Source organism: Parafrigoribacterium soli (genome assembly GCF_040227235.1).
Taxonomy (GTDB): domain Bacteria; phylum Actinomycetota; class Actinomycetes; order Actinomycetales; family Microbacteriaceae; genus Parafrigoribacterium_A; species Parafrigoribacterium_A soli.
Window position 1 is genome coordinate 437938 of sequence record NZ_JBELNZ010000003.1, and the last position, 25749, is coordinate 463686.

At 63.9% G+C, this 25749-nt stretch carries 26 protein-coding genes; 14 read left to right on the top strand and 12 right to left on the bottom strand.

The genetic code is table 11. The features are described from left to right. Window positions 1–112: 112 nt before the first annotated feature. The 5 genes from ABUA37_RS10385 to dnaA form a co-directional block, all read right to left on the bottom strand. On the bottom strand, window positions 113–640 hold the full coding sequence (locus ABUA37_RS10385) for a DUF721 domain-containing protein (RefSeq protein ID WP_349899122.1): 528 nt from the start codon (window positions 638–640) through the stop codon (window positions 113–115). A 10-nt stretch (window positions 641–650) separates the two neighbouring features. Then, window positions 651–1895, bottom strand: coding sequence for a DNA replication/repair protein RecF (gene recF, locus ABUA37_RS10390; RefSeq protein WP_349899123.1), 1245 nt, complete (start codon window positions 1893–1895; stop codon window positions 651–653). Window positions 1896–1905: 10 nt separating this feature from the next. Further along, complete coding sequence (gene gnd / locus ABUA37_RS10395) at window positions 1906–2796, bottom strand: phosphogluconate dehydrogenase (NAD(+)-dependent, decarboxylating) (RefSeq protein ID WP_349899124.1); 891 nt, start codon at window positions 2794–2796, stop codon at window positions 1906–1908. Between the two features lie 76 nt (window positions 2797–2872). After that, a complete protein-coding gene (gene dnaN / locus ABUA37_RS10400) occupies window positions 2873–4021 on the bottom strand; it encodes a DNA polymerase III subunit beta (protein ID WP_349899125.1) in 1149 nt (382 codons plus the stop codon). A 338-nt stretch (window positions 4022–4359) separates the two neighbouring features. Further along, the gene (gene dnaA, locus ABUA37_RS10405) at window positions 4360–5781 is read right to left on the bottom strand and encodes a chromosomal replication initiator protein DnaA (protein WP_349899126.1); all 1422 of its coding nucleotides are present in this window, start codon (window positions 5779–5781) and stop codon (window positions 4360–4362) included. A 263-nt stretch (window positions 5782–6044) separates the two neighbouring features. Between dnaA and rpmH the strand changes: the two genes are divergently transcribed. From rpmH to ABUA37_RS10445, 8 genes are all read left to right on the top strand, one after another. Continuing rightward, window positions 6045–6182: a 50S ribosomal protein L34 gene (gene rpmH / locus ABUA37_RS10410; protein ID WP_022895130.1), complete on the top strand. Its 138-nt coding sequence runs from the start codon at window positions 6045–6047 to the stop codon at window positions 6180–6182. Window positions 6183–6231: 49 nt separating this feature from the next. Then, complete coding sequence (rnpA, locus tag ABUA37_RS10415; RefSeq protein WP_407075376.1) at window positions 6232–6549, top strand: ribonuclease P protein component; 318 nt, start codon at window positions 6232–6234, stop codon at window positions 6547–6549. Beyond that, window positions 6546–6857: a membrane protein insertion efficiency factor YidD gene (yidD, locus tag ABUA37_RS10420; protein ID WP_349899128.1), complete on the top strand. Its 312-nt coding sequence runs from the start codon at window positions 6546–6548 to the stop codon at window positions 6855–6857. The genes rnpA and yidD overlap by 4 nt, the downstream gene beginning before the upstream one ends. A 7-nt stretch (window positions 6858–6864) precedes the next feature. Next, window positions 6865–7839 carry a membrane protein insertase YidC gene (gene yidC, locus ABUA37_RS10425; protein ID WP_349899129.1) on the top strand — a complete coding sequence of 325 codons (975 nt, stop codon included), beginning with the start codon at window positions 6865–6867 and terminating at the stop codon, window positions 7837–7839. Window positions 7840–7928: 89 nt separating this feature from the next. Next, window positions 7929–8441, top strand: coding sequence for a Jag family protein (locus ABUA37_RS10430; RefSeq protein WP_407075377.1), 513 nt, complete (start codon window positions 7929–7931; stop codon window positions 8439–8441). Between the two features lie 14 nt (window positions 8442–8455). Next, window positions 8456–9088 (top strand): 16S rRNA (guanine(527)-N(7))-methyltransferase RsmG, encoded by a 633-nt coding sequence (gene rsmG / locus ABUA37_RS10435; protein ID WP_349899130.1) that lies wholly within the window; start codon window positions 8456–8458, stop codon window positions 9086–9088. Window positions 9089–9708: 620 nt separating this feature from the next. Beyond that, window positions 9709–10611, top strand: coding sequence for a ParA family protein (locus ABUA37_RS10440; protein WP_349899322.1), 903 nt, complete (start codon window positions 9709–9711; stop codon window positions 10609–10611). Then, complete coding sequence (locus tag ABUA37_RS10445) at window positions 10611–11561, top strand: ParB/RepB/Spo0J family partition protein (RefSeq protein ID WP_349899131.1); 951 nt, start codon at window positions 10611–10613, stop codon at window positions 11559–11561. The genes ABUA37_RS10440 and ABUA37_RS10445 overlap by 1 nt, the downstream gene beginning before the upstream one ends. Before the next feature lie 101 nt (window positions 11562–11662). On the opposite strand, the gene ABUA37_RS10450 is transcribed toward ABUA37_RS10445, so the two are convergent. The 6 genes from ABUA37_RS10450 to ABUA37_RS10475 form a co-directional block, all read right to left on the bottom strand. Next, the gene (locus ABUA37_RS10450; RefSeq protein ID WP_349899132.1) at window positions 11663–12625 is read right to left on the bottom strand and encodes a D-alanine--D-alanine ligase family protein; all 963 of its coding nucleotides are present in this window, start codon (window positions 12623–12625) and stop codon (window positions 11663–11665) included. 6 nt (window positions 12626–12631) lie between these two features. Further along, complete coding sequence (locus tag ABUA37_RS10455) at window positions 12632–13957, bottom strand: aminotransferase-like domain-containing protein (protein WP_349899133.1); 1326 nt, start codon at window positions 13955–13957, stop codon at window positions 12632–12634. A gap of 114 nt (window positions 13958–14071) precedes the next feature. After that, a complete protein-coding gene (trxA, locus tag ABUA37_RS10460) occupies window positions 14072–14398 on the bottom strand; it encodes a thioredoxin (protein ID WP_349899134.1) in 327 nt (108 codons plus the stop codon). Window positions 14399–14444: 46 nt separating this feature from the next. After that, a complete protein-coding gene (gene trxB / locus ABUA37_RS10465; protein ID WP_349899135.1) occupies window positions 14445–15422 on the bottom strand; it encodes a thioredoxin-disulfide reductase in 978 nt (325 codons plus the stop codon). 117 nt (window positions 15423–15539) lie between these two features. Then, window positions 15540–17204, bottom strand: coding sequence for a murein biosynthesis integral membrane protein MurJ (gene murJ / locus ABUA37_RS10470; RefSeq protein WP_349899136.1), 1665 nt, complete (start codon window positions 17202–17204; stop codon window positions 15540–15542). Beyond that, complete coding sequence (locus ABUA37_RS10475) at window positions 17197–19350, bottom strand: DUF6049 family protein (RefSeq protein ID WP_349899137.1); 2154 nt, start codon at window positions 19348–19350, stop codon at window positions 17197–17199. The genes murJ and ABUA37_RS10475 overlap by 8 nt, the downstream gene beginning before the upstream one ends. Window positions 19351–19446: 96 nt before the next feature. Between ABUA37_RS10475 and ABUA37_RS10480 the strand changes: the two genes are divergently transcribed. Next, window positions 19447–20874, top strand: a complete 1428-nt coding sequence (locus ABUA37_RS10480) for a CCA tRNA nucleotidyltransferase (RefSeq protein ID WP_349899138.1) — start codon at window positions 19447–19449, stop codon at window positions 20872–20874. A 159-nt stretch (window positions 20875–21033) separates the two neighbouring features. Here ABUA37_RS10480 and ABUA37_RS10485 read toward each other — a convergent pair whose 3' ends face one another. Next, complete coding sequence (locus ABUA37_RS10485; protein ID WP_349899139.1) at window positions 21034–22104, bottom strand: inositol-3-phosphate synthase; 1071 nt, start codon at window positions 22102–22104, stop codon at window positions 21034–21036. 156 nt (window positions 22105–22260) lie between these two features. On the opposite strand from ABUA37_RS10485, the gene rpsF reads away from it, so the two are divergent. From rpsF to dnaB, 5 genes are all read left to right on the top strand, one after another. Next, entirely contained in the window at window positions 22261–22659 is a 399-nt protein-coding gene (gene rpsF / locus ABUA37_RS10490) for a 30S ribosomal protein S6 (RefSeq protein WP_349899140.1), read from the top strand. Window positions 22660–22661: 2 nt separating this feature from the next. After that, window positions 22662–23165, top strand: coding sequence for a single-stranded DNA-binding protein (locus ABUA37_RS10495; protein WP_349899141.1), 504 nt, complete (start codon window positions 22662–22664; stop codon window positions 23163–23165). 59 nt (window positions 23166–23224) lie between these two features. Continuing rightward, window positions 23225–23488 (top strand): 30S ribosomal protein S18, encoded by a 264-nt coding sequence (rpsR, locus tag ABUA37_RS10500; RefSeq protein ID WP_163473846.1) that lies wholly within the window; start codon window positions 23225–23227, stop codon window positions 23486–23488. Window positions 23489–23499: 11 nt separating this feature from the next. Continuing rightward, the gene (gene rplI / locus ABUA37_RS10505) at window positions 23500–23952 is read left to right on the top strand and encodes a 50S ribosomal protein L9 (protein WP_349899142.1); all 453 of its coding nucleotides are present in this window, start codon (window positions 23500–23502) and stop codon (window positions 23950–23952) included. A gap of 401 nt (window positions 23953–24353) precedes the next feature. After that, entirely contained in the window at window positions 24354–25730 is a 1377-nt protein-coding gene (gene dnaB, locus ABUA37_RS10510; RefSeq protein WP_349899143.1) for a replicative DNA helicase, read from the top strand. Window positions 25731–25749 lie beyond the last annotated feature (19 nt).

The window sequence follows — 25749 nt, forward strand, 5'->3', positions numbered from 1 at the left end:
GCGACTAGGAGATACCGTGACGACTTCACCAGTCTACCAAATGGTGGCGCTCAGAGGGGCCAAATCGCCCCTCTGGGGACTTTATTCTGCTCGGCCCACCTCTTTTGCCCAGTCAGCCGTAAGTATCGCGCGGACCACGCCCTGGAATTGATCTGGGGCCTCTTTTCCACGAGGGAACACCCGGCCCCTCAAAGCGCACCCGCGTGATACCCGCATCTGGATAGCGGTTCGCGATGCTGGTGGCGATCTGCACGCGCATTATTCTCAGCTGCGTGGCCCACGCCGTCGAGTCGCACCGAACCGTGAGCACTCCATCTTCGATGCCGACCGGAGCCGAGTGCTCGGCGGTCTCGGCGCCGGCGACATCACTCCAGGATGCGAGCAGCTCAGACTGGGCGAGCGGTGAATTCCAGCCGAGTCTCGAGGTCAGCGCGTCCATGACGGAACCGAGTCCCTCCGGGTCTCGGCCGCTCCCGAACGGCGAGCTCGAGCCAGGTTCGCGCTTGGCTCGCTTCCGTGCGTCGGCCGAACGGGATGACCCGTCTCCGAAAACACGCCGAAAGCGCAGGTACACGGACTGGGATTCGGATTCGACGCCCGGCTCATCGCCTGCGGCATCGGGCGGTTGTGGGGTGATCATCGCTCGCTACTCACTGCTCGACCTCGGTCGCGGGGGCCGCCGGCTCCATCCGCTGCTCGCCGTCGACCTGGGTCTCGGCCGCTGCAAGGATCGTGCCGGCGGAAATTCGCACGGTGTGTGCCGCGAGTTCTGCAGGCACATCGTCGTATACGGCAGCCGTGATGAGCACCTGTTCGAACCCCGCAACCGCGGATGCCAGCCGCAGTCGGCGTGATGCGTCGAGCTCGGCGAAGACGTCATCGAGCATGAGCACGGGGTCGCCGGTGACGGATTCCCTGCGCAGGAGTCCGGCCGAGGCGAGCTTGAGCGCGAGCGCGAAGGACCACGACTCCCCATGACTCGCGTAGCCGCGCGCCGGCATGCCATTGAGCTCGAGCACGAGATCGTCGCGATGGGGCCCGACCAGGGTGATGCCCCGGTCGAGTTCGTTCCGGCGAAGCCGGTCGAGTGCCGATCGAAAACCCGCCGCCGCCTCCCCCGCGGTCACCGGCTGGTCGCCGGGCCTCGATTGCAGCTGTGCACCTCTCGCCTCGGCGTCGGATCCGGCGCCTTCCGGATCCGAGATCGTGAGGTAGGTGGAGAGGCTCGCGTGGTGGTCTTCACCGGCAACCGATTCATATGCTGCGGTGACGGCCGGCAGCAGTCGTGCCACCAGACCCGTGCGCGCCTCGATCAGTTCCGAGCCGAGGGTCACGAGCCGGTCGTCCCAGATCTCGAGGGTGCTGAGCTGTGTCCCCTTGAGTCCGGATGTCCTGGCCGACTTGAGCAGCGAGTTGCGCTGCTTCAGAACGCGGTCGTAGTCGGCCATGACCCCGGAGTAGCGGGGCGAGAGCAGCACCAGCAGCTCGTCGAGAAACCGGCGCCTGCCGGATGGTTCGCCGCGCACGAGTGCCAGATCCTCCGGTGCAAAGAGCACGCTCGAGAAATAGCGCGGCAACTCCCTGGTCTTGATGACCGCGCGGTTGATTTGCGCGCGGTTCGCCCCGGTGCGGTTTATCTGTACCTCGGCGAGCAACTGCCGCTCGCCGTGTTCGAGGCGGGCGCGGATAATTGCGACATCCGTGCCCTGGCGAATCATCGCGTGGTCGACGGAGACGCGGTGAGATCCGAGCGTGCTCAGAAACCCGAGAGACTCCACCAGGTTCGTCTTGCCCTGACCATTGCTGCCGACGAACAGGTTCGGGCCGGCGCTGAGCGCGACCTCCGCGGTGTGGTAATTGCGAAAGTCGCTCAGGCTCAGGTGTGTGACGATCACGCGGCCACGGCTAATCGGCCTTTTTGACCGCGTGCCCGCCGAACTGGTTGCGTAGTGCGGCGACGGCCTTCATCGCCGGCGAACCATCCTCCTGACGCGAAACGAAGCGCGCAAAGATCGAGGCGCTGATCGTGGGAACCGGAACCGCGTTCGCCAGGGCCTCCTCAATGGTCCAGCGACCTTCGCCGGAATCCTCGACATATCCCTCGATGTCCTCGAATTCCGGATCTTCCTCGAGTGCCCTCACGAGCAGCTCGAGCAGCCAGGAGCGCACGACCGTTCCACGCTGCCACGCCTTGAATGTTCCGGTGACGTCCTTGATGATGTCTTCGCGCTTGTCGAGCAGCTCATAACCCTCGGCATACGCCTGCATGAGCGCGTACTCGATGCCGTTATGTACCATTTTCGCGTAGTGACCGGCACCGGTCTCTCCGACGTGAACGAATCCCTCTTCGCGCGGACCCTCCGGCCGCAGCGCGTCGAAGATCGGCATCGCGCGCTCAACCGATGCGCTGTCGCCGCCGACCATCAGGCCGTAGCCATTCGCCAGACCCCAAACTCCCCCGGAGACGCCGGCATCCATGTACTTGATGCCCTTCGCCGACACCTGCTCGGCGTGCCGGATGTCTTCGGAGAACCGTGAATTGCCGCCGTCGATGATGAGGTCGCCGGCTTCGAGAACCTCGGCGAGCTCGGTGATCACCGAACTTGTGATCTCTCCCGCCGGAACCATGACCCACACGATGCGCGGTGTCGGAAGCGCCTGTGCCAGTTCGGCGATGCTGGCGACATCCGTTACATCCGGGTTGCGGTCGAAACCGGTGACCTCGATGTCGTGATCGCGCAGCCGGGTGCGCATGTTGCTTCCCATTCTGCCGAGACCAATGAGTCCGATATGCATCTGTTCCTCACTTGCTGTTATTCGATTCGGAGTCGGTCGAAGCCCGGCTCATGCCCTGCCAGTTCGAACCGACTGCCTAACGAAGAAGCAGGTTCGGCTGCAGCAGATATTTGTAGTTGTCCGCGCCCGGCTGGTCCTTCGACGACTGGCTCGTGATGAGCACGGGGCCGGGCTTATTGGGATTCTCGGTCTTAGTGAAAGAAATTCTCACGAACTCGGAATGTACGGCGCCGAGGCCGTCGAGCAAGAACTGCGGCTTCAAGGACACCACGGTGTCGCCACCGCTGAGGTGGGCGTCGATGGTTTCAGATGCCTGGGCCTGCTCGGATCCGATCGCCTCGAGGGTGACGCCATCGATGTTGAAGGTGAACCGCAGCGCGGCCTCACGCTCGAGCACTAGCGAGACGCGTCGCACGGCCTCGATCAGTTCTCCCGTGTTGATCACGGCGTAGTTGTCAACGGTCTCGGGGAACAGGCGCTTCACGGGAGGGAAGTTGCCCTTGATGAGCAGCGAGGTGACGGTCTTCTTGTCAGCGCTGAAGGCGATGAGCTCGCGCTCATCGCTGTTCGTGATCGCGACAGAGATCGTGCCGCTGTGGCCGAAAGTCTTGCCGACTTCCTGAAGCGTACGCGCCGGAACGAGTGCGGTCAGGCTCGTGGTTCCCGCGGAGTCGCCGCCATCCCATTCGACTTCACGAACGGCGACCCTATAGCGATCGGTGGCGACGAGGCTAAGGCTATTTTCGGATACCTCGAGTTGAACGCCGGTGATCACGGGTGTCACGTCGTCGCGCGACGCGGCAACGGCAACCTGGGCAATGGCGGTTGAGAAGGATTCGGCGGGCAGCAGCCCGGACTGCGCCGAAACCACCGGAAGAGTCGGGTATTCCTCGACGGGCATGCTGAGTAGGGTGAAGTGCGCGGGCCCGCAGACCACGTTGATTCTCGAGTCCTCAGAGCTGAACTGCACGGGTGCGTTCGGAAGACGACTCGCAATGTCTGCGAGCAGTCTGCCCGAGACCAGGATGCGTCCCGGTTCCTCCACCTCTGCCGAGATCTCGGTCTGGGCTGAGACCTCGTAATCGAACGAGGAGAGAGTGAGTCCGGTGTCGGTCGTCTCAATGAGAACCCCGCTCAGGATGGGAAGGGTGGTGCGCTGGGGCAGAAGTTTTACCGCAAAGGAGACGGCCTCGCTGAAGACGTCACGATTGACCTGGAACTTCATTTTCACCCCTTAGCTCTGAACGACCGCCTGAGAACCCAATACTGGCACAGCCGGTGTGAGCACGAACCCAGAGGGTTCTCTTTCCCCCTCTAAATATCTTTAAGGATTAATACTCTTAACCGCTGTGGAAACTGTGGAAAGTCACTCGACCGCCATGTTCCGACTCGGAACTACAACCGTGCAAGTTGTGGATGGCGTGTGTAGATCACTGCGGGGCGCGACCGCTCGTTGATGATCTCCCTGTTCGCAGTTCACAGTCGGGCGGAACTTACCCACAAGGCGCACGGCGTTGCGCACGAAGTTATCCACAGCTTGTCAACAGTGTGAAGGATCGACTTCTAATCCTTACTGAAGCGGTGGTTCTGCTTGATCCTGCTCGTCAGTTCGGTGACCTGGTTGTAGATCGAGCGACGCTCCTTCATGAGTTCCGTGATCTTCTTGTTCGCGTACATCACGGTGGTGTGATCGCGGTTGCCGAAGAGCTGGCCGATTTTCGGCAGCGAGAGATTCGTCATCTCGCGGCACAGGTACATCGCGATCTGCCTCGCCGTGGCAACGGCCTGGGAGCGAGAAGAACCGTAGAGGTCGTCGACCGAGAGCTTGAAGTACTCCGCCGTGTGGTTGATGATGTCGACCGGCGCGATCACATTGTCTTCGTCGAGTGTGATCAGGTCTTTGAGAACGGTCTGTACGAGTGCCAGGTCGACGGGTGTGCGATTGAGGCTCGCGAAGGCCGTCACCCTGATGAGGGTGCCCTCGAGCTCGCGGATGTTCGAGGAGACCTTGGTGGCCATGTACTCCAGGATGTCTGCGCTCACCTGCAGCTTCTCGCTCTGGGCCTTCTTGCGCAGGATCGCGATGCGAGTCTCGAGGTCGGGAGCCTGCACATCCGTGATCAGGCCCCATTCGAATCTGGAGCGCATGCGGTCTTCGAACCCGGTGAGGTGTTTGGGTGGCAGATCGCTCGTGATCACGACCTGTTTGTTGTGATCGTGGAGAGTATTGAAGGTGTGAAAGAACGCTTCCTGGGTCTCGACCGCTCGCTGCAGGAATTGAATGTCGTCGATCAGCAGGATGTCGATCTCGCGATATCTGGCCTGAAAGACAGAGGAGCGGTTGTTTGCGATCGAGTTGATGAAGTCGTTGGTGAATTCTTCGGAACTGACGTACCGAACCCGGATGCCCGGATAGAGACTCTCGGCGTAGTGGCCGATGGCGTGCAGGAGATGTGTCTTACCGAGTCCGGAGTCACCGTAGATGAACAGTGGGTTGTAGGCCTTGGCCGGAGCCTCCGCAACCGCGACCGCGGCAGCGTGGGCAAATCGGTTCGATCCGCCGATGACGAAGTTATCGAAGTTGTATTTGGGATTGAGCCTCGAGTCGCTTCGCCTGGACGTCGAACCGCTATCGAGCTGGATCGGGGCGACCGGTTGTTCGATGTAGACCTGCTCGGCGGTGTCGACGGACTGCTCGAGCGAATCGTGCGTGATGTCGGGATTGACGACTATGGCGAAATTGCTCACCGGGACCTCATCGCCGAGTGAAGTGATGGCATTGAGGAGTGGGAGTCGGATGCGCTGTTCGAGCATTCCCCTGGTGAGGTCGTTGGGAACCTCGAGGTAGAGCGTGCCGGCCATGACGCCCTTGGGTTCGACAAGGCTGAGAAAGCCCTGCAACTGGGGAGTGATCCGCTCGTCGTCTCGAAGTAAAGCGAGCACTGACCGCCAGATGCCCGGGGTCGAATCTGCCGGTTCGCTCATAGTTCCCTCCCGCGAAATGCGCACTTACTCACAGGGTTATCCACCGACTGTGCAGTCCCACCACCTTAGTTTGTGCGGGAGAGTGCATGGCAAGACGCCGTCGTCCACATGTGGATAAAGTGGGGTGTCCCTACTCCGGGGTTTGACCGCAGCGCTTTAAGCTCGTAGCTTTAATCAGTTGACCTCTAGCCTTTCGGCTAACCCTTCTACTTTCCTGGGCTTCACTGCTGGCCTTGTGGAGTTCCAACACGCGGAGATTGATCATGAGCAAGAGAACCTTTCAGCCTAATAACCGCCGTCGCGCCAAGGTGCACGGCTTCCGCCTGCGCATGCGCACTCGTGCCGGCCGTGCAATCCTGAGCGCTCGTCGCCGCAAGGGCCGCACCGAGCTCTCCGCGTAGCGGCTCCCGAGGCGGCCTGTTCCTCGTGCTTGCCAGGGTCCACCGTTTGGTGCGCGCCGATGACTATCGGCAGACCGTTCGCCGGGGACGCAAGTTCGGAGCGGAACACACGATCAGCTATGTCGTCAACCGCGCCGATACGGGTCCGGCGCGATTCGGTTTCATCGTCTCGAAGGCCGTGGGCAATGCCGTCGCCCGGAATCTGGTGCGCCGTCGACTCAAAGCGGCGAGCTACGAGGCGCTCGGACGCATCGGTCCCGGGGTCGATGTCGTCGTGAGGGCGCTTCCAGCTTCGCGAGGGGCCAGCTGGGTTAGCCTGCGTAGTGAAGTTTTCGGCCTGGCAGACAGACTCGAGGTGGGCAGGTGAGAGCCATTGCGTCCTTCTTATTGCTCGCTCCCCGCAACATCTGCGTCGTTATCCTCCGTCTCTACCGCGCCGTGATCTCGCCCTTGTACGGTGATGTCTGTCGGTACTACCCCTCGTGCTCCGCGTATGCGCTGCGAGCCATTCAGGAGTATGGAGTGCTGCGCGGCACGGTCATGGGATCTCTGAGAATCGCGCGTTGCCATCCATGGGCTGCCGGCGGGATCGACGATGTTCCCCTTCGACGGCGGCAGAAGTACGCGATCACGCGTTTTGGTTTTGTTGTAGCGAGTAGCCACGGAAAGGGCTGACTACGAAATGAATTTCCCCGCGATAATCGACGGAATTCTCTGGCCCATCAAGTGGGTTGTGGAGTTGCTGCTCGTCTCCTTCCACTCGGTCTTCACCTTCTTCGGCATGGATCCCGACGCCGGTCTCACCTGGGTGCTGTCGATCGTCGGGCTCGTGCTGGTGATCCGGGCCGCTCTCGTTCCGATCTTCGTGAAGCAGATTGTGAGCCAGCGGCGCATGCTCGAGGTAGCGCCGCAACTCAAGAAGATCCAGGACAAGTACAAGGGTAAGAAGGACCAGTTCTCTCGCGAGGCGATGTCCCGCGAGACGATGGCGCTGTACAAGAAGACCGGCACCAACCCGCTGAGCTCGTGCCTGCCGCTACTGATTCAGATGCCTATCTTCTTCAGCCTGTTCTCGGTGCTGAACAACGCGCAGCGCGAGACCGTCGCGGGCGTCGGACTCTTGAACCCCGAACTGTCGAAGTCGTTCGGTGAGGCGATCCTGTTCGGTATCGCTCCGCTCAAGGATTCGATTAGTTCTGCTCACGGCAACGTCGCGGTCATCGCGATTGCAGCAACGATGGTCGTGTTGATGACCGCCTCGCAGTTCATCACTCAGCTGCAGATCATGTCGAAGAATCAGTCCGCCGAGATGAAGAACAGCCCGATGTTCAAGCAGCAGCGTGTTCTGCTCTACATCCTTCCGCTGGTGTTCGCCTTCTCTGGCTTCACCTTCCCGCTGGGCGTGATGTTCTACTGGCTCGTCTCGAACGTCTGGACGATGGGACAGCAGTTCCTCGTCATCCGCAACCTGCCAACACCGGGCAGTGAGGCCGCGCTGGCTCGCGAGGCGAGGCTGGCCAAGCGAGCACAGCGCAAGGGAATCACCATCGTCGAGGAGGGGAAGCCCGAAGTGGTCGAAGAGCCCAAGAGCCCCCAGAGGCAGCAGCCCGTGAACACGAAGAATCGGAATAAGAAGAAGCCCAGTGGTAAGAAGTAGTGCCTGAAGCCACTCAACTCCCCCACGACCACCAACGCCAGATGGAGAATAGCGCCGTGTCAAACGAAGTACAGGACGATCAGACACCCGTGGCCGACGTCGCTGCCGACCAGGAACTCACTGAATCGCGCGCGGAACGCACGATTGCGCAGCTTGAGGAAGAGGGCGAGATTGCTGCGGACTACATCGAGGAGCTGCTCGATATTAGCGACCTCGATGGCGACATCGACATCGATGCTCGCGCCGGCCGGGCGTATGTGTCGGTGAACTCCAGCCAGGACAGCAATTTGCGGCTGCTCTCGAAGCCGGACACCGTGACCGCCCTCCAGGAGCTCACCCGCATTGCGGTGCAAGCGAAGACGGGGTCGTTCTCACGACTCATTCTCGACGTGGGTGGATCACGCCAGGCGCGCGAGAAGGAATTGAGCGCATTCGTGGAGCACGCGATCGGTCGCATCGAAGAGGGTGCTGCATCGGCCGCGCTGCCGCCGATGTCTTCCTACGAACGGAAGCTTGTGCACGACCTCGTTGCCTCCCGCGGATTTTCCTCGGAGTCCGAGGGCGAGGGTCGCGACCGGCACACCGTGATCTCTCGCGCATAGTTTCACGTGAAACATTGAGCGATATCGAGCTGGAGCCGGAACCGGCAGAGGCGCGCGCGATCTTTGGCGACCGACTGGAACTCGCTAGGCAGTTCACCCACGATCTAGCCCAGTTCGGTGAGGAATTGGGGCTGATCGGCCCGCTCGAGCTACCGAAACTGTGGTCGCGGCACATCATCAACTGCGGGCTCTTGGCTCCGCTCCTCCGACCCGGCCGCGTCGGCGATATCGGCAGTGGCGCGGGGTTGCCAGGCCTGGCGTTAGCCATAGCGCGCCCCGACGTGACCCTGGTTCTCATCGAGCCCATGGAGCGCAGGGTCGAGTGGCTCCGCGCTGAGGCGGAGCGTCTGCGACTCGGCAATGTCGAAGTGGTACGTGCACGTGCCGAAGAAGCGAAACTTTCTCCTTGGCTGGATCAGGCGACCGCGCGCGCCGTCAGCGCGCTGTCCAAGCTCATTCCCCTCACGGTTCCGCTTGTGAGGTCTGGAGGCGAGCTGTTGTTCCTTAAGGGTGCGAGCGTCGCGAAGGAAGTGGAGGCCGCTTCTAAGGTGATTCGCAAGGCGAGACTGACGGATGTTGACGTTGTGACACTCGGAGAGGGACTCGTGTCGGAGGTCACGAGGGTCTTTCGGGCTACAGTTGACTAGTCACTTGTAGCGACACTTTTTCCATTCGGGCACGGCGTGGGGCACCCTGCCTGGCCGGCACTGCTGTTTCGGACGCAGGCCCCTCCCGCACCAGAGCAAGAAGGTTTCACGTGAAACATCCGCAGGACGAAACCGTCGAAGCAAGCGGTAGCGAGCAGGACGACACGACTTCGGCGGAGGTGGCGCAGTCGGCGACAGATCAGCTCGATTCAGAGCAGGCGCCGCACACGGAGCAGCAACCGAGCCACGGCGAACCGGATACCGACACCGCGCTCCTCGACATTATGGAGGTTCCGCTGCCTCCCCGCGAGGAGCACTACAACGACGGCGTGGTCGACGCCGTGCCGTCTACAGTGCAGTCGGGTGCCGCGGACGTGGAAACATCAGATGCGCCGGAGGCGGAGGCGTGGAAACAGGCGGCTTCCGAGGTCGACGCGTCGGAGGATTCGGATTCACGCTATGTCGAGAAAACTGCTTTCACTGAGCATCAGCCAGAGGCTGGTGTGGAATCGCTCGGTGCTGCGGACGAGTCCGCAGAAGCTGCCACGGATTTCTCGGAACCGGATCACCAGGAGCTGACCCAGGTCGAAGAGCCCGCTACGGCCCGGCAACCGCAACCCGTGACATCGGCGCGCTCGACGTCGTTCAGCTTTGACGACACCCCGCTCGCCAGGGAGCTCTCCGAGATCACTCGCCGCAGGCGGGCTTTGGCGGCGGAGGCCCTCCCGCTCCCCGAGAAGACGCGCGTGTTCACCGTCGCAAACCAGAAGGGCGGTGTGGGAAAAACCACGACGACCGTCAACCTGGCCGCCGCACTTGCCAGAAACGGTGCTCGGGTACTGGTTATCGACCTCGATCCGCAGGGGAACGCATCCACGGCGCTCGGAATCGAACATCGTTCGGAAACGGTGAGCGTCTACGACGTGATCATCAACGACGTGCCGGTGCGCGAGGTTGTGCAGAAGAGCCCGGAGTTTGAGGCGCTCTATTGCATCCCGGCCACCATCCACCTCGCGGGAGCCGAGATCGAACTCGTCTCGCTCGTTGCGCGGGAGCAGCGGCTGCGCACGGCGCTCGAGCTGTTTATCTCGGAGAGCGAGGAGCCGTTCCACTACGTCTTCATCGACTGCCCGCCCTCGCTCGGTCTGCTCACTATCAACGCCTTTGTGGCCGCGAGTGAGGTGCTCATCCCGATCCAGTGTGAGTACTACGCACTGGAGGGTCTTAGCCAGTTGCTCACCAACATCCAACTCATCGAACGGCACCTCAACCCCGTGTTGACCGTGTCCACGATTCTGCTGACGATGTACGACGCACGCACCAACCTCGCCAACCAGGTCGCTCAGGATGTTCGGGACCACTTCCCCGATCAGGTGTTATCCACACTCATCCCTCGATCGGTGCGCATCTCCGAGGCGCCAAGCTATGGTCAGAGTGTCATCAGCTACGACGCGAGCTCACCGGGCTCGCTGTCATATCTGGAGGCGGCAGCAGAAATCGCACGACGTGGAGCACCCAACTGATGGCAGGACCCAAGAGAACCGGACTCGGCCGGGGCATCGGCGCCCTGATCCCCACGGATGCGGGATCGCCGCAACGTCCAGTCGACGTGTTCTTCCCCGCGGCGAAGCAAGCCGCCGATCCCCTCGTGTCTGTGCCCGGCGCGAGGTTGGCGAATCTCTCTCCTTCGGACATCGTGCCGAACGCCGCACAACCTCGAAAGGAGTTCGTCAAGGAAGACCTCGACGAGCTCGTTCACTCGATTCGTGAGATCGGCGTTCTGCAGCCGATCGTCGTCAGGCCCATCGAAGACGCTGCACCTGGAGGGCCGCAGTACGAACTGGTGATGGGCGAACGACGCCTGCGTGCGAGCAAGCAGCTCGGACTCGAGACGATCCCCGCCGTCATCAAGAACACCGCGGATGACGCGATGCTGCGGGATGCGCTGCTCGAGAACCTGCACCGGGCGAATCTCAACCCTCTCGAAGAGGCCTCGGCGTATCAGCAGTTGCTGGCTGACTTCGGCATCACTCAGGACGAACTCGCCTCGAGGATCGGGCGTTCGCGGCCGCAGATCACCAACACGCTGCGTCTGCTGCGGCTGCCGGAGACCGTGCAGAAGCGCGTCGCGGCGGGCGTGTTGAGCGCCGGGCACGCCCGCGCGATCCTCTCGAGCGGCGATGTCGACGCCATGGAGCGGCTCTCGGACAAGATTGTCAATGAGGATCTCTCGGTGCGCGCTGCCGAGGCGGCCGCTGGACAGTTGAACTCCAAGCCCGCGCGACCGACGAAGCCGAGCGCCGGAAAGCGTCAGGGCCAGCTCGACGAGATCGCGGAGCGGTTGGGAGACAGACTGAGCACGAGGGTCAAGGTGAACCTCGGCTCGAGCAAGGGCAGCATCGTCATTGATTTTGCGACCGTGGCAGACCTGAACCGCATCCTCGCGGAGTTGAACGAGCCCGGTTTCGGCTGAGGCCTAGGCGCTTCGACAAGCTCAGCGACCGTGTTCGCAAAGCCCCTCGAGACGGTCGCAGGGCAACCCCTCGGGGAACGCGAGCTCAGCAAACCGGCTGTTCAGACGTCGCGCTCGGCCATTGCGGCCTCGGCGAGGGCCAGGTAGACGCGTCCGAGGTCGTGGCCCGCAGCCTCGAGCGCCTGTGGCAGCAGCGACGTCTCGGTGAGACCCGGCAGCACGTTGGCCTCGAGGAACCACGGGGTTCCAGCATCGTCGATGATCAGGTCGATCCTGGAGACGTGGCGCAGTCCGAGAGCCTCGTGCGCCTGCAGGGCGGCGGAGGAGGCACGGGCAGAGACATCATCGTTCAGTCGGGCGGGCGTATAGAAACGGGTCTCCCCGGCGTTATACCGTGCCTCGAAGCTGTACACGCCCGATAGCGGCTCGATCTCGACGGCAGGCAGGGCGGTGGGGCCATCACCGGTATCGATCACGCCAATGGCGATCTCTGTGCCCGAAATCATTTGTTCGATGAGCGCGACATCGCAGTAGGTGTAGGCGTCGACCATGGCGCGCGGCAGCTCGCCGCGGTCGTGCACGAGCGAAACGCCCTGGGCCGATCCACCTCGGGCCGGCTTGACGACCAGCGGCGTGGGCAGTTCGTTCTGGATGCTGTCCAGGATGCTGTGGGCTCCGAGTTCACGGAACGCATCGCGCGGCAGGGCAATCGAGCGAGGTGTGGGCACACCGACCCTGCCAACGAGGGCCTTCGCGGTGGGCTTGTCCCAGGCGAGGCGCGAGGCATCGGCACGCGATCCCACGTACGGAATGTCGAGGAAGTCGAGGATGCCGCGAAGGGCTCCGTCCTCACCGCTCGCGCCGTGAAGGGCGGGCCACACGACATCGGGGCGGTTCTCGACGAGGTGGGTGAGGAGTGAAGCATCCGGGTCTCTGAGCGTGACTTCTACACCCTGCTCGATGAGGCCGTCGGCCACCCTTCTGCCGGAGCGGAGGGAGACGTCGCGCTCGTGCGAAATACCGCCGGCGAGAACGAGGACGCGGGTCGGGGAGTTGTTCGTCATGATTTCCTAGCCCAGGTTGGGTGGCGGGCTGCTGTAGCGCCGTTCGGCTGGAACGATCTGCAGCGCCGACGTCTGTTCAAAGGTGTTGAGCAGGTCGAGTTCGCCGCTGATCACGGTGGTGAGGCGCCGGATGCCCTCCCGGATGAATTCCGGCGTCGGGTAGCAGAAGGCGAGCCGGATCTTGTTGCGTCCCCCACCATCCGAGTAGAAGGCGGTACCGGGGGTGTAGGCCACGAGCTCGGTGACCGCGCGCGGCAGCATCGCCTTCGAGTCGAGGTGATCGGGCAGCGTGAGCCAGATATAGAAGCCGCCGTTGGGCACGGTCCAGCTCAACTGCGGGAGGTATTCGGAGAGCGCCGCGAGCATGGCATCCCTGCGCTGGCGGTACAGTCCGCGGAAGGTATCGATCTGACCGCGCCAGTCGGCCGTGGCCAGGTATTCGGAGATAATCAGCTGGCTGAACGAGCTGGGCGAGAGAACCGCGGCCTCGTTGGCGAGAATGAGCTTCTCTCGAATAGCGTGCGGGGCGAGAGCCCAGCCGGTGCGGAATCCCGGTGCCAGGGTCTTCGAGAAGGTGCCGAGGTACACGACGCCGTCCTCCTCCACGGAGCGCATGGCGTGTGGGGGCGGTCCGTCGAAATACAACAAGCCGTAGGGGTTGTCCTCGAGCACGAGGATGTTGTTGGCCCGCGCGATCTCGAGGATCTCCAGCCGGCGCTCCCACGTGAGCGTCACTCCGGCCGGATTGCTGAATGTCGGCACCGTGTAGAGGAACTTGATGCTCTTGCCCAGAGCCTTCAGCGACGCGATCCGCTCGCGCAGTGCCTCCGGGATGAGCCCATGCTCATCCATGGCGACCTGGCTGACCTCGGCCTGGAACGACTTGAACACCACGAGCGCGGTGACGTAACTGGGTGCCTCGGCCAGAACGACGTCGCCCGGGTCGATGAAGAGCTTGGTCATCAACTCGAGCGCGTGTTGCGAGCCGGTCGTGACAACCACGTCGTCGACACCGGCCCTGATGCCCTCCATGGCCATGATCTGCAGGATGTGCTCGCGCAGCGCCGGAGACCCCTGCCCCGAGCCGTATTGCAGAGCCTGGGCGCGTTGGTCACGCATCACGCGGTCGATCGAACCAGTGAGCAGGTCCTCCGGGATGGCGGAGACGAACGGCATGCCGCCGGCGAGGGAGACCACCTCTGGGCGGGAGGCGACGGCGAAGAGGGCACGCACTTCCGAGGCACTGAGGCCGGCGGAGCGCTCAGCGTAGTGGTTGTACCAGGGATCGAGGTTGGTGCCGTGCGCTCCCTGCGCGGTGCCGTGGGATGTCATTTCGTGTCCAGTGTGGCCGATGGTGGTGGAGGTTCAAGAATAGGGGGAATACGGGAAAAGCCCCTCCACCGTGACGGTGGAAGGGCTTTTCGTGCCAGTGAAACGATCGGCTGTCTACGCCAGGAACTCGGCCAGGTCCGACTCGAGGGCCGGCTTCGGCTTTGCGCCGAGAATGCTCTTAGCGACCTCGCCACCCTTGAAGACCTTCATCATCGGGATGGACGTGATCTGGTACTTGGCCGCGGTCTGCGGGTTGTCATCGACGTTGAGCTTGACCACGGTGATCTTGTCGGCGTTCTCGCTGCCGATCTGGTCGAGGATCGGTCCGACGGCGCGACACGGGCCACACCATTCGGCCCAGAAGTCGACGAGGATCGTCTTGTCTGAGTTGAGCACCTCGGACTCGAAGGTGGCGTCGGTTACATCAAGGGCGTTCGACATGTCTTTCTCTCTTTCGATTGTTGAATCGGCGACGGCGGCGTGACCGCTAGGCCGAGACGGTTTCCGGCTCTGCGACGACGGCCGCTCGAGCAAGCAGTTCTTTGGGAAGCGATTCGAGGTAGTGCTCGGCATCGAGTGCCGCCACAGTTCCGGATGCCGCCGCGGTGACCGCCTGGCGATAGCTCGGGTCGATCACGTCGCCGGCCGCGAATACGCCGGGCAGGTTGGTGCGCGAGCTGCGACCGTCGACCGCGATGGTGCCATGCGTAGTGATGTCGAGCTGACCGTGCACGAGGTGGGTGCGCGGGTCTGCGCCGATCGCGATGAACAGTCCGCTCAGGTCGAGGGTGGTCTCGGTGCCGTCGACGGCATCGCGCAGGCCGATGCCCGTCACGAGTTCGTCGCCGTAGATGTGCTCGACGGTCTTGTTGAGCAGGAACTCGATCTTCGGGTTCTGTTGGGCGCGCTCGAGCATGGTCTTCGAGGCTCGCAGCGCTGCGCTGCGGTGCACGATGTAGACCTTGTCGGCAAACTTCGTCAGGAAGTTGGCCTCCTCCATCGCGGAGTCGCCACCGCCGACCACGGCAATGACCTTTTCCCGGAAGAAGAAACCGTCACAGGTGGCACACCAGGAGACTCCGTGGCCGCTCAGGCGGTCCTCGTCCTCCAGGCCGAGCCTGCGGTACGCGGAGCCGGTGGCGAAGATCACCGACAGCGCCTCGTGCGTCTCGCCATTGCCGAGTGTGACCTTCTTGATCTGGCCGGTCAGGTCGAGGGAGGTGACGTCATCCAGAACGACCTCGGTGCCGAAACGCTCGGCCTGCTGCTGCAGCTTGAGCATGAGGTCAGGGCCCTGGATTCCCTCGGGGAAGCCCGGGTAGTTTTCGACCTCGGTGGTGGTCATCAGGTCGCCGCCGGCCTCAACCGAGCTCGCAATGAGCAGGGGCTGGAGCTTGGCCCGCGCCGCGTAGATTGCGGCGGTGTAGCCTGCGGGGCCCGAACCGATGATGATCGTCTGGCGCAACGGAAAACCTTCCTCAGATGGCAGCCAGGGTGGCTACCGCGGTGCTCGCTGACCGATACAACACATCCTATTCGCACGATATTCCGTGCCACGCAGGGGTGAAGCGGTGCGGCGAGACTACCGTGTGCGGCTGAAGCGAGCCCGCACAGTATTCGCCACGGAGGCCAGTTCCGGATTGCGCAGGAGCAGAAGTAGACCGAAATACACGGTGCCCATCACGGCACTGATGACGATGATCGTCAGTATTGCCGAGAGTCGATCCGCCTGGGCGAAGCCGTCCGGCGAGAGGCCGCCGAGTAGAACGAGCACGACAAGACCGATCACACCTGCGACGAGCGCGAACACGAGGTATTGAACGTGGCGCTGCAGCACCAGTCGGCCATCCATCCCGCCGATTCGCCGACGAACGAGCACGATTGCGACCACGGTCTGCGCGCTCCCCGCGATCGAGGTGACGGCAGCGATCCCCACAGCGATCCACTCGGTGGGCAGCATCGAGCAGAGCAGCGCACCCACGATGAAGAGCCCGGACTGCACGCACTGCATGAGGAACGGCGTGCGGGTGTCACCGAGCGCGTAGAACACGCGCTGGATGACGAAGAGCATGCTGAACAGGATGAGCCCAGGCACGAAGGCCAGCAGCACGTTGCCCATGGCCGCGACGTTGGCGAATTCCTGCTCGAACACGCGAGCAAACGGATAGGCGACGACGGCGAGCACGACGGCAGCGAAGACCATTCCGAGTCCGATCGCCCGAAGCGACGCGGAGAGGTCCTTGCGCAGGGAATCGAGGTCTCCGCGATTGGCGTGGCCGCTCATCCGGGTGAAGTACGCGGTAGCGATCGAGACGGCTATGACACCGTGCGGCAGCATGAACAGTAGCCAGGTGTTCGCGAGTGCCGAGTTCGATGCACCGTGCCCGGTGGCGATCGACGCCACCTTGCTCTGGAAGACGCCGGCGATCTGCGTGACCAGAACCATGGCGAAGAGCCATCCGGCGGCCTTGCCCGTGGCGGACAGGCCCACTCCGCGCCAGTGGAAGTCCGGGCGATAGCGCAGACCTGCGCGCCTCCAGAAGAAGAACAGCACCAGTGCCTGGGCCGCGACGCCGAGCGTGGCCGTGCCGGCAAGGAGCGCGATGCGCCCGGCGTCCCAGTGCACGAGGGCGTGGTTGTTCGATGCGTCGCCGAACAGCACCATGAACACGACGAGTCCCGCGATCGCGACCACGTTGTTGAGTACGGGCGCCCAGGTGAATGGTCCAAAGATGTTGCGCGCGTTGAGCACTTCGCTCAGCAGGCTGTAGAGCGCGTAGAAGAAGATCTGCGGCAGACACCAGTAGGCGAAGGTCGTGGCCAGCGCGAGTGCGTCCGGGCTGAAGCCGCGACCCGACGTCGCCGAGGATGCCTGCGCATAGAGGGTGACGAGCGCGGGCGCCAGCAGCGTGGCCAGGAGGGTGACGAGCGCGAAGATCACCATCCCGAGGGTGACGACGCGGTTGATGAAGCGCTCCCCACCGTCGTCGTGCAGACCGGCACGCACGATCTGGGGCACGAGGACGGCGCTCAACACACCGCCCGCGACGAGCGCGTAGATGTTGTTGGGCAACTGGTTGGCGATGGCGAAGCTGTCGGCGCTGACACTCGCGACCTGGCCGATTGCGGCCGCCAGCACCACGACCTTGACGAAGCCCAGGATGCGGGAGACCACGGTGCCCGAGGCCAAGATGGCGCTCGCCCTGCCGAGTCCCGGTGCCGCGGGTGCGGCCTGCGGCTCAGTCACGGCCGGTCTCTGTCTCTGCTTCTGTCTCGATCTCCGCGTCGCCATCCGTCTCGTCGTCGGTTCCCGCGCGCTTCGCCCTGCGGCGCTTGGCGATGTTGCGCCAGATGCCGAATCCGAAGACGCCGAGCAGCAGCGCACCGATGCCGACCGTGATCGCCGTCTCCCACTGCGCCTGCACATTGACGTCGACGAAGGACGGCGAGGAGATGGGCGTGCCCGAGGTGCTGCTGAGCGAGACTCGCAACTGCACATCGCCATTCGCCACTGACTGCACGGCGATGCGGGCGCCGGCCTGCGAGTTGGCCTCGACCGTCAGCGGAACACGGTTCTCGACCACGTGCAGGATCCCGCTCGGTGAACGCACGGTGATGACCACCTCGACCGGAAATGCGAGGTCATTGCGCACGGTGACCGGAAGGCTGATCTTGTCTGAGGGCTGGATGATGGAGCTGCTCTCGACGATCTTCACGGAGTTCGTGATCTCGGCGGAGCGCGTCGCATAGGTGTCGTACGCGTTCTTCCAGCCGGCCGTGTTTCCCACCCACGCGCTCGACAGCGTCGCGAGAAGGTCGAGCCTGTGCTGGCCACTCAGGAGCGTCGGTTCCTTGAGCACGGCGGAGAAGACGTCCACGGCCTGCTCGGCCACGAAGAGCGCATCCGCCTGCGCGACGCGCTCCGGCTTTTCCGGGGCGGCCACGATGGTCGCGGCTGAGGGCGGCACCGCGAGAGCATCAGACAGGGTGGAACCTGCCACCCAGGGAAGCGCGCTGAGTGCCGCGATCGTGTCGGTGAGGCGGTAGGCGTTGGTGGGATAGTTGCGGCCGAGGGTCGCCAGCAGCGTGTTCGCCGTGGTCGCATTCTGCCGTGAGATCACGGCCAACGAGGCCGACAATTCGGCCATCGCCCCCTGCCAGGCGATCGTGTTCGACGCCAACACGGCCTTACGGAACAGAGTTGAGATCGTGGCGTCTGCGACGAGCGCCGGATGGCCGTCCACGGTCCTTGCCGCGTTCAGTGTCTGATCATCCGGTGATGGCGACACGTTGCCTGAGGCGAGGATCGTTGTCTTCAGGCCGTTCTGTTCGAAGACGCCGAGATCCTTCTGCACCACGCTGTCATCGAGCGGCCAAGCGATGCTCGGCACGGTGTACTTCCAGTCGAGGATTGTCTTCGAGGTCGGCAGCACAGGTTCGGTGGGCGGCGTCGTGGCCCCGGGGTTCGGTGTGCTCGGGCTGCTCGGCGTGCTCGTCGGTGTGGGCGGCGCGCCGGGGAATCGCTTGGGGTCGATCGCGAAGTCGGTGGGTGTGAGGATCGTGGCCCTGTTGCTCTGGCTCATGACGGCGAGGTCTGCATCCGCATAGCTCAGCGCGAAGGTGTCGTTGGTCACGTTCTTCAACCTGAGCAGCCAGTCCCTGGCCGATGCGGGCGCCGACGTTCCAAGGATGCGGATCGAGGCGATGACCATCGGGTCGATAGCGAGAGCCACGCGACGGTCGACGGCCTGGTCGAGCTCGCGCGTGAGCACGCCGTCAGGCCCGGTGAAGGTCGCCAGATCGTCCGAGGAGATCAGGCCCGAGGTGCTGGGCGGAGCGGCAATCGGCACGATCAGCGAGAGTCGGGTCGGTACGACCGCGGCTCCCGGGAACCAGACGATGCTGCTGTTGTCGGCGGCGATCTCTGACGAGCCCGCCGCCACGCGCACGCCGATTGCCCGGCTTCCCCAGGCCGCGGGGTCGGGATCGAGACCGAGCGACGCCGCGGGAACGGTGACGAACACGGTGCGCGCCTCACCCGCCGGCACAGCGGGGCTCGGCGCCTGGAAGACCTGCGTTGTCGCGTGCGAGTCGTCGGCATCCGGGGACGTGCTGAGCCAGCCGCTCAACTGGGCGCGGCTCGCGGCGGGGGAACGGTCGAGATACACGGATGCGGTGCCGGCCGGCAGGTCGGCAGACGTGCCGTTGCTGAGCGTTCCGCTGAGCACCAGGTCTTCGCCCGGATGGAGAACGCCGGAGTTGGCGGGAGCGATCGTGAGGGTCACGCCGGCGCTCGCCGCCTTGGCGCTTCTGGCCTGTGCGGAGTCGCCGAACCCCAGGGCCCCGAGACCTAAGGCCAGGGCAAGGAGGATGGTCACAAGTCTCATGGGCATAGGCCGACCCGTCGATTTCGCTCGGCCAGCATGATGTGATTCTAGGCCTTGGGCGCTGGGCGATTCCTCGGCGGAGCCGTCTATAGGGTTGAGCATATGGAAAACGTCGCTGCAGCGCTCGCCAGACTGGCCGAGTTGGCGAGCGCGCCACACATCGCGCGAGTCTCCTCCGCGTTCGCCGCTGCGGGCTTCGAGCTCGCGCTCGTCGGCGGCTCGGTTCGCGACGCATTTCTCGACCGTCCGCTCAATGATCTGGATTTCACCACCGACGCCCGCCCCGACGAGATCCTCGCCATCGTCGCGCCACTCGCTGATGCTCACTGGGACATCGGTCGGGCCTTCGGCACGATCGGTGCCCGCGTCGACGGTCACACGGTCGAGATCACGACCTACCGCACCGACGCCTACGACGGGGAGTCGCGCAAGCCCGTCGTCGAGTTCGGCGACACGCTCGAGGGCGACCTGTTGCGCCGTGACTTCACGATCAACGCGATGGCGCTTCGGTTGCCGCAGCAGGTGCTGGTCGACCCGGCGGGCGGTGTCGAGGACCTCATTGCGGCTCGGATCAGGACGCCGGGTGCGGCCGAGCAGTCCTTCGGCGACGACCCGCTACGGATGCTGCGGGCCGCCCGCTTCGCCTCGCAGCTGGGCTTTGCCGTGGCCGAACCGACCGAGCGCGCGATGCGGGAGATGGCGGAGCGCATCTCGATCATCTCGGTCGAGCGCATCAGCGACGAGCTGGGCAAGCTGCTCAAGGCGGATGCGCCGCGCGCGGGCCTGCAGTTGCTGGTCGACACGGGCCTTGCCGCCCTTGTGCTCCCCGAGCTTCCCGCGCTGAAGCTCGAGATCGATGAGCACCACCACCATAAGGACGTCTACGAGCACAGCCTCATCGTGCTCGAGCAGGCCATCGATCTCGAAAAGGAGCGGAACCCCGGGCAGCCGGCCGACCTCATCCTGCGCTGGGCGGCGCTGCTGCACGACATCGGTAAGCCCGCGACCAAGCGCACCGAACCGGGCGGCGTCGTCACCTTCCACCACCACGACGTCGTCGGCGCGAAGCTCGCGGCGAAGCGACTGCGCCAGCTCAGGTACGACAACGAGACGGTCGCGTCGGTCTCCCGGTTGATCGAGCTGCACCTGCGGTTCTTCGGCTATACCGAGGGCGCCTGGACCGACTCTGCGGTGCGCCGCTACGTGCGCGACGCGGGCTCACTTCTGCCGCGCCTGCACATCCTCACGCGAGCCGACGTCACGACGCGCAACCGGCGCAAGGCCGACCGGCTCGCATTCGCCTACGACGACCTCGAGGAGCGCGTGGCAGCGCTGTCTGAGGAAGAGGAGTTGGCCGCCATCCGGCCCGACCTCGACGGCGAACAGATCATGGCGCTGCTGGGGCTGAAACCCGGCCGCGAGGTCGGTGAGGCCTACCGCTTCCTGCTCGAGCTGCGCCTCGAAGAGGGCCCGCTCGGAACGGAAGAGGCGACCGAGCGCCTGCGCGCCTGGTGGGGGCATCGCGCCTGATCGTGGTCGCCTCCCGCGGAGGTGCATCCCTCTCCAGCTCAGACATTGGTAGCTCTGACGGCCGAAAAGCGTGGCCGCCAGAGCTACCAAAACTCGCGAGTCGATCGACACCCCTCAGCGGGCGGCGAGGTACCACGCGGATGCGGCGAGTGTGGGGGATCAGCCGTGGTCGCGGATGTACTGCTCCAGCAGTTCGCGGGCGACGGGGTCTGGATACTGCTTCGGCGGTGACTTCATGAAGTAGGCGGATGCCGCCTCCACCGGGCCGCCGAGCCCGGCATCCAGTGCGATCTTCGCCGCACGAATCGCGTCGATCACGACGCCGGCAGAGTTCGGCGAGTCCCACACCTCGAGCTTGTACTCGAGGCTCGTGGGTGAGTTGCCGAAGCCGTGGCCCTCAAGCCGCACGAAGGCGAGCTTGCGGTCGTCGAGCCACGGGATGTGGTCGCTCGGTCCGATGTGCACGTTGCGCGGGTCGAGGTGGCCGGCGATGTTGCTCGTCACGGACTGGGTCTTCGAGATCTTCTTCGACTCGAGGCGCGAGCGCTCGAGCATGTTCTTGAAGTCCATGTTGCCGCCGACGTTCAGCTGGTAGGTGCGGTCGAGCACGATGCCGCGTTCCTCGAACAGGCGGGCGAGCACGCGATGGGTGATCGTGGCGCCCAACTGGCTCTTGATGTCGTCGCCGACGATCGGGATGCCCGCCTCGGTGAACTTCGCCGCCCACACCGGGTCGCTCGCGACGAAGACGGGAAGGGCGTTGACGAAGGCGACGCCCGCGTCGAGCGCGGCCTGCGCGTAGTGCTTCACAGCGGCCTCGGATCCGACGGGCAGGTAGACGACGAAGACCTCGGCCCCAGAATCCCGCAGGGCCTGGGCCACGTCGACGGCGGGGGCATCCGACTCGTCGATCGTGTCGCGGTAGTACTCGCCGAGACCATCGAGCGTCGGTCCGCGCTGCACCGTGACGCCCATGGGAGCGACCTCCGAGAACTTCAGCGTCTGGTTCTGGCTGGCCCAGATGGCGTCGGCAAGGTCGACGCCCACCTTGAGCGCGTCCACATCGAAAGCCGCAACAAACTCGATGTCAGAAATCGAATAGGGACCGAACCGGGTGTGCATGAGCCCAGGGATCGACTGGGATTCGTCGGCGTCACGGTAAAACGTGACGCCCTGGATAAGTGCGCTGGCGCAGTTTCCGACACCGGCGATGGCAACCCGAAGGCTCATGAAATGTGGCTCCTTGATAGATGCAGTGCGCACTGACTACACTAGGCAGGTTGTCTGCGCGCACTTTTCTACGGTGCGCGAAGCGGACAGCGATGCCACAACCCTCCTGTCACAGAACGTCTGTGACCGTTTTAGTCCAAAGGAGGTGGGTTAGTTATGCATCAGTACGAACTAATGGTAATTCTCGATCCAGAGATCGATGAGCGCACCGTAGCTCCCAGCCTGGACAAGTTCCTGAACGTCATTCGCAATGACGGCGGAACTGTCGACAAGGTAGACATCTGGGGCAAGCGTCGCCTTGCCTACGAGATCAACAAGAAGACCGAGGGCATCTACGCCGTCGTCTCGCTGACCTCGAACGGTGATGCCACGAAGGAGCTCGACCGCCAGCTGAAGCTCAGCGAGGCAGTCATGCGCACGAAGGTTCTTCGCGCAGAAGAGGCGATCGCACAGGTCGCGGAGGCCGCAAAGCTCTCCGCCGAGAAGGCCGCCCGCAAGGCAGCCCGCCCCGCAGCTCCCGCTGCGCCGGCCGAAGCCGCAGCGAGCGCAGAGTAGCCATGGCCGGCGAAACCGTAATCACCGTGGTGGGCAACCTGACGGCGGATCCCGAACTGCGCTACACGCAGAACGGACTGGCGGTTGCCAACTTCACCATCGCATCCACGCCGCGCAGTTTCGATCGCGCGAGCAACGACTGGAAGGATGGCGACGCCCTCTTCCTTCGTGCAAGCGTGTGGCGCGAGTTTGCCGAGCACGTCGCCGGTTCCCTCACCAAGGGTTCCCGCGTGATCGCTACCGGCAGGCTCAAGCAGCGCTCGTACGAGACGAAGGAAGGCGAGAAGCGCACCAGCATCGAGCTCGAGGTCGACGAGATCGGCCCGAGCCTGCGATACGCGACGGCTCAGGTCACCCGCACCTCCTCCTCCCGCGATGGCGGATCTGGTGGCGGCCGCGGCCAGGTCGCAGACGAGCCGTGGGCGGCATCCGCACCGGCAGATGCTTCGTCCGGTGATGTCTGGAACAACCCGGGCAGCAACTTCAACGACGAGACGCCCTTCTAAAGCGCCTCGCGGTCGCCCTGCGACCAACTCGACCAACGAATTTCAGAAAGTAGGAAACCATGGCTGGAAAGAGCAGCGGCGATCGCCGCAAGCCTCTTCGCAATGCCAAGGGTGGCAAGAACGCCGCTCCGGCAAAGGCAATCCGCGTGGGCGTCATCGATTACAAGGATGTCGCCACGCTTCGCAAGTTCATTTCCGAGCGTGGAAAGATCCGCGCCCGCCGCATCACCGGTGTCTCCGTTCAGGAGCAGCGTCTCATCGCCCGCGCAGTCAAGAACGCGCGTGAGATGGCACTGCTGCCCTACGCCGGCTCAGGCCGTTAGGAGCAACGGATATGTCTAAATTGATTCTCACGCACGAGGTCACCGGCCTCGGCGCCCCAGGCGACGTCATCGAAGTCAAGAACGGTTTCGCTCGCAACTACCTCATCCCCCAGGGCTTCGCCGTGGCGTGGACCCGCGGTGGCGAGAAGCAGATCGATTCGATCAAGGCCGCTCGTGTTGCTCGCGAGCACGCCACGCTCGAAGAGGCACAGGACCTCAAGGCGAAGCTCGAGGCCAACACCGTCAAGCTGACCGTCAAGGCCGGCAAGGAAGGCCGTCTCTTCGGCTCGGTGAAGACCTCGGATGTCGCTGACGCGGTCGCCGCGGCGGGCCTCGGCTCCGTAGACAAGCGCAAGATCGAGATCACCTCGCCCATCAAGGCGACGGGTCAGCACGAGGCGACCGTTCGCCTGCGCGACGACCTCGTTGCGACGATCACGATCGTGGTCAGCGCGGCAAAATAGCACTCACTGTACTACCGGATGGCGGCGGAGCGAAAGCTCGCCGCCATCCTTTTTTGTGCCTAGATTGGGGGGTTGTTTGTACACAGCCTCGCCCGACGTCGTACAACCCTCAACCCTCACTCTAAACAAGTTTCTACACATGACGTGGGGATACAGAAAGGCCTGATCAGCACGTGGTTCCGACCATAAAGTTTCTGCTTTTCCACAGGAGATTCCACAGCTTGCTCACACGGCGCGCGGCGTTTCGCCCGTTTCCTCCACAGGGTTATGCACAGGCTCGGGTGGCGCAGCGCTCGTGGGCTTCCTAGGGTGAAGCAGGCTTCGCGTGACGCTCATCCGCGAGGGCCGCCCCGAGACGGAATGTCCGAGGTCGCCCGTAGAAAAGAATCAGGAGGTGTGCGATGTCGATTGCCCATTTGGGCCTCGCCGGTGACACTCGGCAGTCAGGCGATCAGCGCGGTTCAGAGCGCACTCCCCCGCACGACCTGCTGGCCGAACAGAGCGCCATTGGCGGCATGCTGCTCAGCAAGGATGCGGTGGCCGACGTCATCGAATCCGTGCGAGCGATCGACTTCTACATCCCCAAGCACGAGATCATCTTCGACGCGATCCTGTCGCTCTACTCCCACGGTGAACCGACCGACGTCATCACCGTGACCGACGAGCTGGTCAAGACCGGCGAGATCGGCCGGGCTGGCGGCGCGGAGTATCTCCACACGCTCACCGGTCTGGTTCCGACCGCGGCCAACGCGGGTTACTACTCCACGATCGTCGCCGAGAAGGCGGTGCTCAGACGCCTGGTCGAGGCCGGCACCCGCATCGTGCAGATGGGCTACGCGAGCGAGGGCGAGGTCGTCGACCTCGTCAACAACGCCCAGGCGGAGATCTACGGCGTCACCGGCGGTGTCGAGGCGGAGGACTTCATCCCGCTCACGGTTGCGGTGACCACGGCCATCGACGAGATAGAGGCGGCCAAGGGCCGTGACGGATCAATGACCGGCGTTCCCACCGGCTTCGCCGAGCTCGACGAGCTCACCAACGGCCTGCACCCCGGCCAGCTCATCATCGTGGCGGCGCGGCCCGCCCTCGGTAAGTCGACGCTCGCCCTTGACTTCGCGCGGGCGGCATCCATCAAGCACGACATGCCCTCGATCTTCTTCTCGCTCGAGATGGGCCGCAGCGAGATCGCGATGCGCCTGCTCTCCGCCGAGGCCGCCGTTCCGCTGCAGAACATGCGCAAGGGCACCGTCGACACCCGCGACTGGACGACCATCGCCTCCACCCGCGGCCGCATCAACGACGCACCGCTCTACATTGACGACAGCCCGAACATGACGCTCGTCGAGATCCGTGCGAAGTGCCGCAGGCTCAAGCAGAAGGTCGGCCTCAAGATGGTCGTCATCGACTACCTGCAGCTGATGACCTCGGGCAAGCGTGTCGAGTCCCGCCAGCAAGAGGTTAGCGAGTTCTCTCGTGCGCTCAAGCTGCTCGCCAAGGAACTGCAGGTTCCGGTTATCGCGCTCTCCCAACTCAACCGTGGCCCAGAGCAGCGGCAAGACAAGATGCCGGCACTGTCCGACCTCCGCGAGTCCGGTTCACTCGAGCAGGACGCCGACATGGTGATCCTGCTGCACCGCGAGAGCGCCTATGAGAAAGACAACCCGCGCGCGGGCGAGGCCGATCTCATCGTGGCGAAGCACCGCAACGGCCCGACCCGCACGGTCACGGTCGCGTTCCAGGGCCACTTCTCCCGCTTCCAGGACATGGCCCCCGCCTGATCGTCGGCGGCGAAGGTTT

Bases quoted from the DNA above. Each gene is read 5' to 3' on its own strand.
- ABUA37_RS10385 (WP_349899122.1), bottom strand. From the start codon at position 640: ATGATCACCCCACAACCGCCCGATGCCGCAGGCGATGAGCCGGGCGTC.
- gnd (WP_349899124.1), bottom strand. From the start codon at position 2,796: ATGCATATCGGACTCATTGGTCTCGGCAGAATGGGAAGCAACATGCGC.
- dnaN (WP_349899125.1), bottom strand. From the start codon at position 4,021: ATGAAGTTCCAGGTCAATCGTGACGTCTTCAGCGAGGCCGTCTCCTTT.
- dnaA (WP_349899126.1), bottom strand. From the start codon at position 5,781: ATGAGCGAACCGGCAGATTCGACCCCGGGCATCTGGCGGTCAGTGCTC.
- rpmH (WP_022895130.1), top strand. From the start codon at position 6,045: ATGAGCAAGAGAACCTTTCAGCCTAATAACCGCCGTCGCGCCAAGGTG.
- yidC (WP_349899129.1), top strand. From the start codon at position 6,865: ATGAATTTCCCCGCGATAATCGACGGAATTCTCTGGCCCATCAAGTGG.
- ABUA37_RS10445 (WP_349899131.1), top strand. From the start codon at position 10,611: ATGGCAGGACCCAAGAGAACCGGACTCGGCCGGGGCATCGGCGCCCTG.
- ABUA37_RS10450 (WP_349899132.1), bottom strand. From the start codon at position 12,625: ATGACGAACAACTCCCCGACCCGCGTCCTCGTTCTCGCCGGCGGTATT.
- ABUA37_RS10455 (WP_349899133.1), bottom strand. From the start codon at position 13,957: ATGACATCCCACGGCACCGCGCAGGGAGCGCACGGCACCAACCTCGAT.
- trxA (WP_349899134.1), bottom strand. From the start codon at position 14,398: ATGTCGAACGCCCTTGATGTAACCGACGCCACCTTCGAGTCCGAGGTG.
- ABUA37_RS10475 (WP_349899137.1), bottom strand. From the start codon at position 19,350: ATGCCCATGAGACTTGTGACCATCCTCCTTGCCCTGGCCTTAGGTCTC.
- ABUA37_RS10480 (WP_349899138.1), top strand. From the start codon at position 19,447: ATGGAAAACGTCGCTGCAGCGCTCGCCAGACTGGCCGAGTTGGCGAGC.
- ABUA37_RS10485 (WP_349899139.1), bottom strand. From the start codon at position 22,104: ATGAGCCTTCGGGTTGCCATCGCCGGTGTCGGAAACTGCGCCAGCGCA.
- rpsF (WP_349899140.1), top strand. From the start codon at position 22,261: ATGCATCAGTACGAACTAATGGTAATTCTCGATCCAGAGATCGATGAG.
- ABUA37_RS10495 (WP_349899141.1), top strand. From the start codon at position 22,662: ATGGCCGGCGAAACCGTAATCACCGTGGTGGGCAACCTGACGGCGGAT.
- rpsR (WP_163473846.1), top strand. From the start codon at position 23,225: ATGGCTGGAAAGAGCAGCGGCGATCGCCGCAAGCCTCTTCGCAATGCC.
- rplI (WP_349899142.1), top strand. From the start codon at position 23,500: ATGTCTAAATTGATTCTCACGCACGAGGTCACCGGCCTCGGCGCCCCA.
- dnaB (WP_349899143.1), top strand. From the start codon at position 24,354: ATGTCGATTGCCCATTTGGGCCTCGCCGGTGACACTCGGCAGTCAGGC.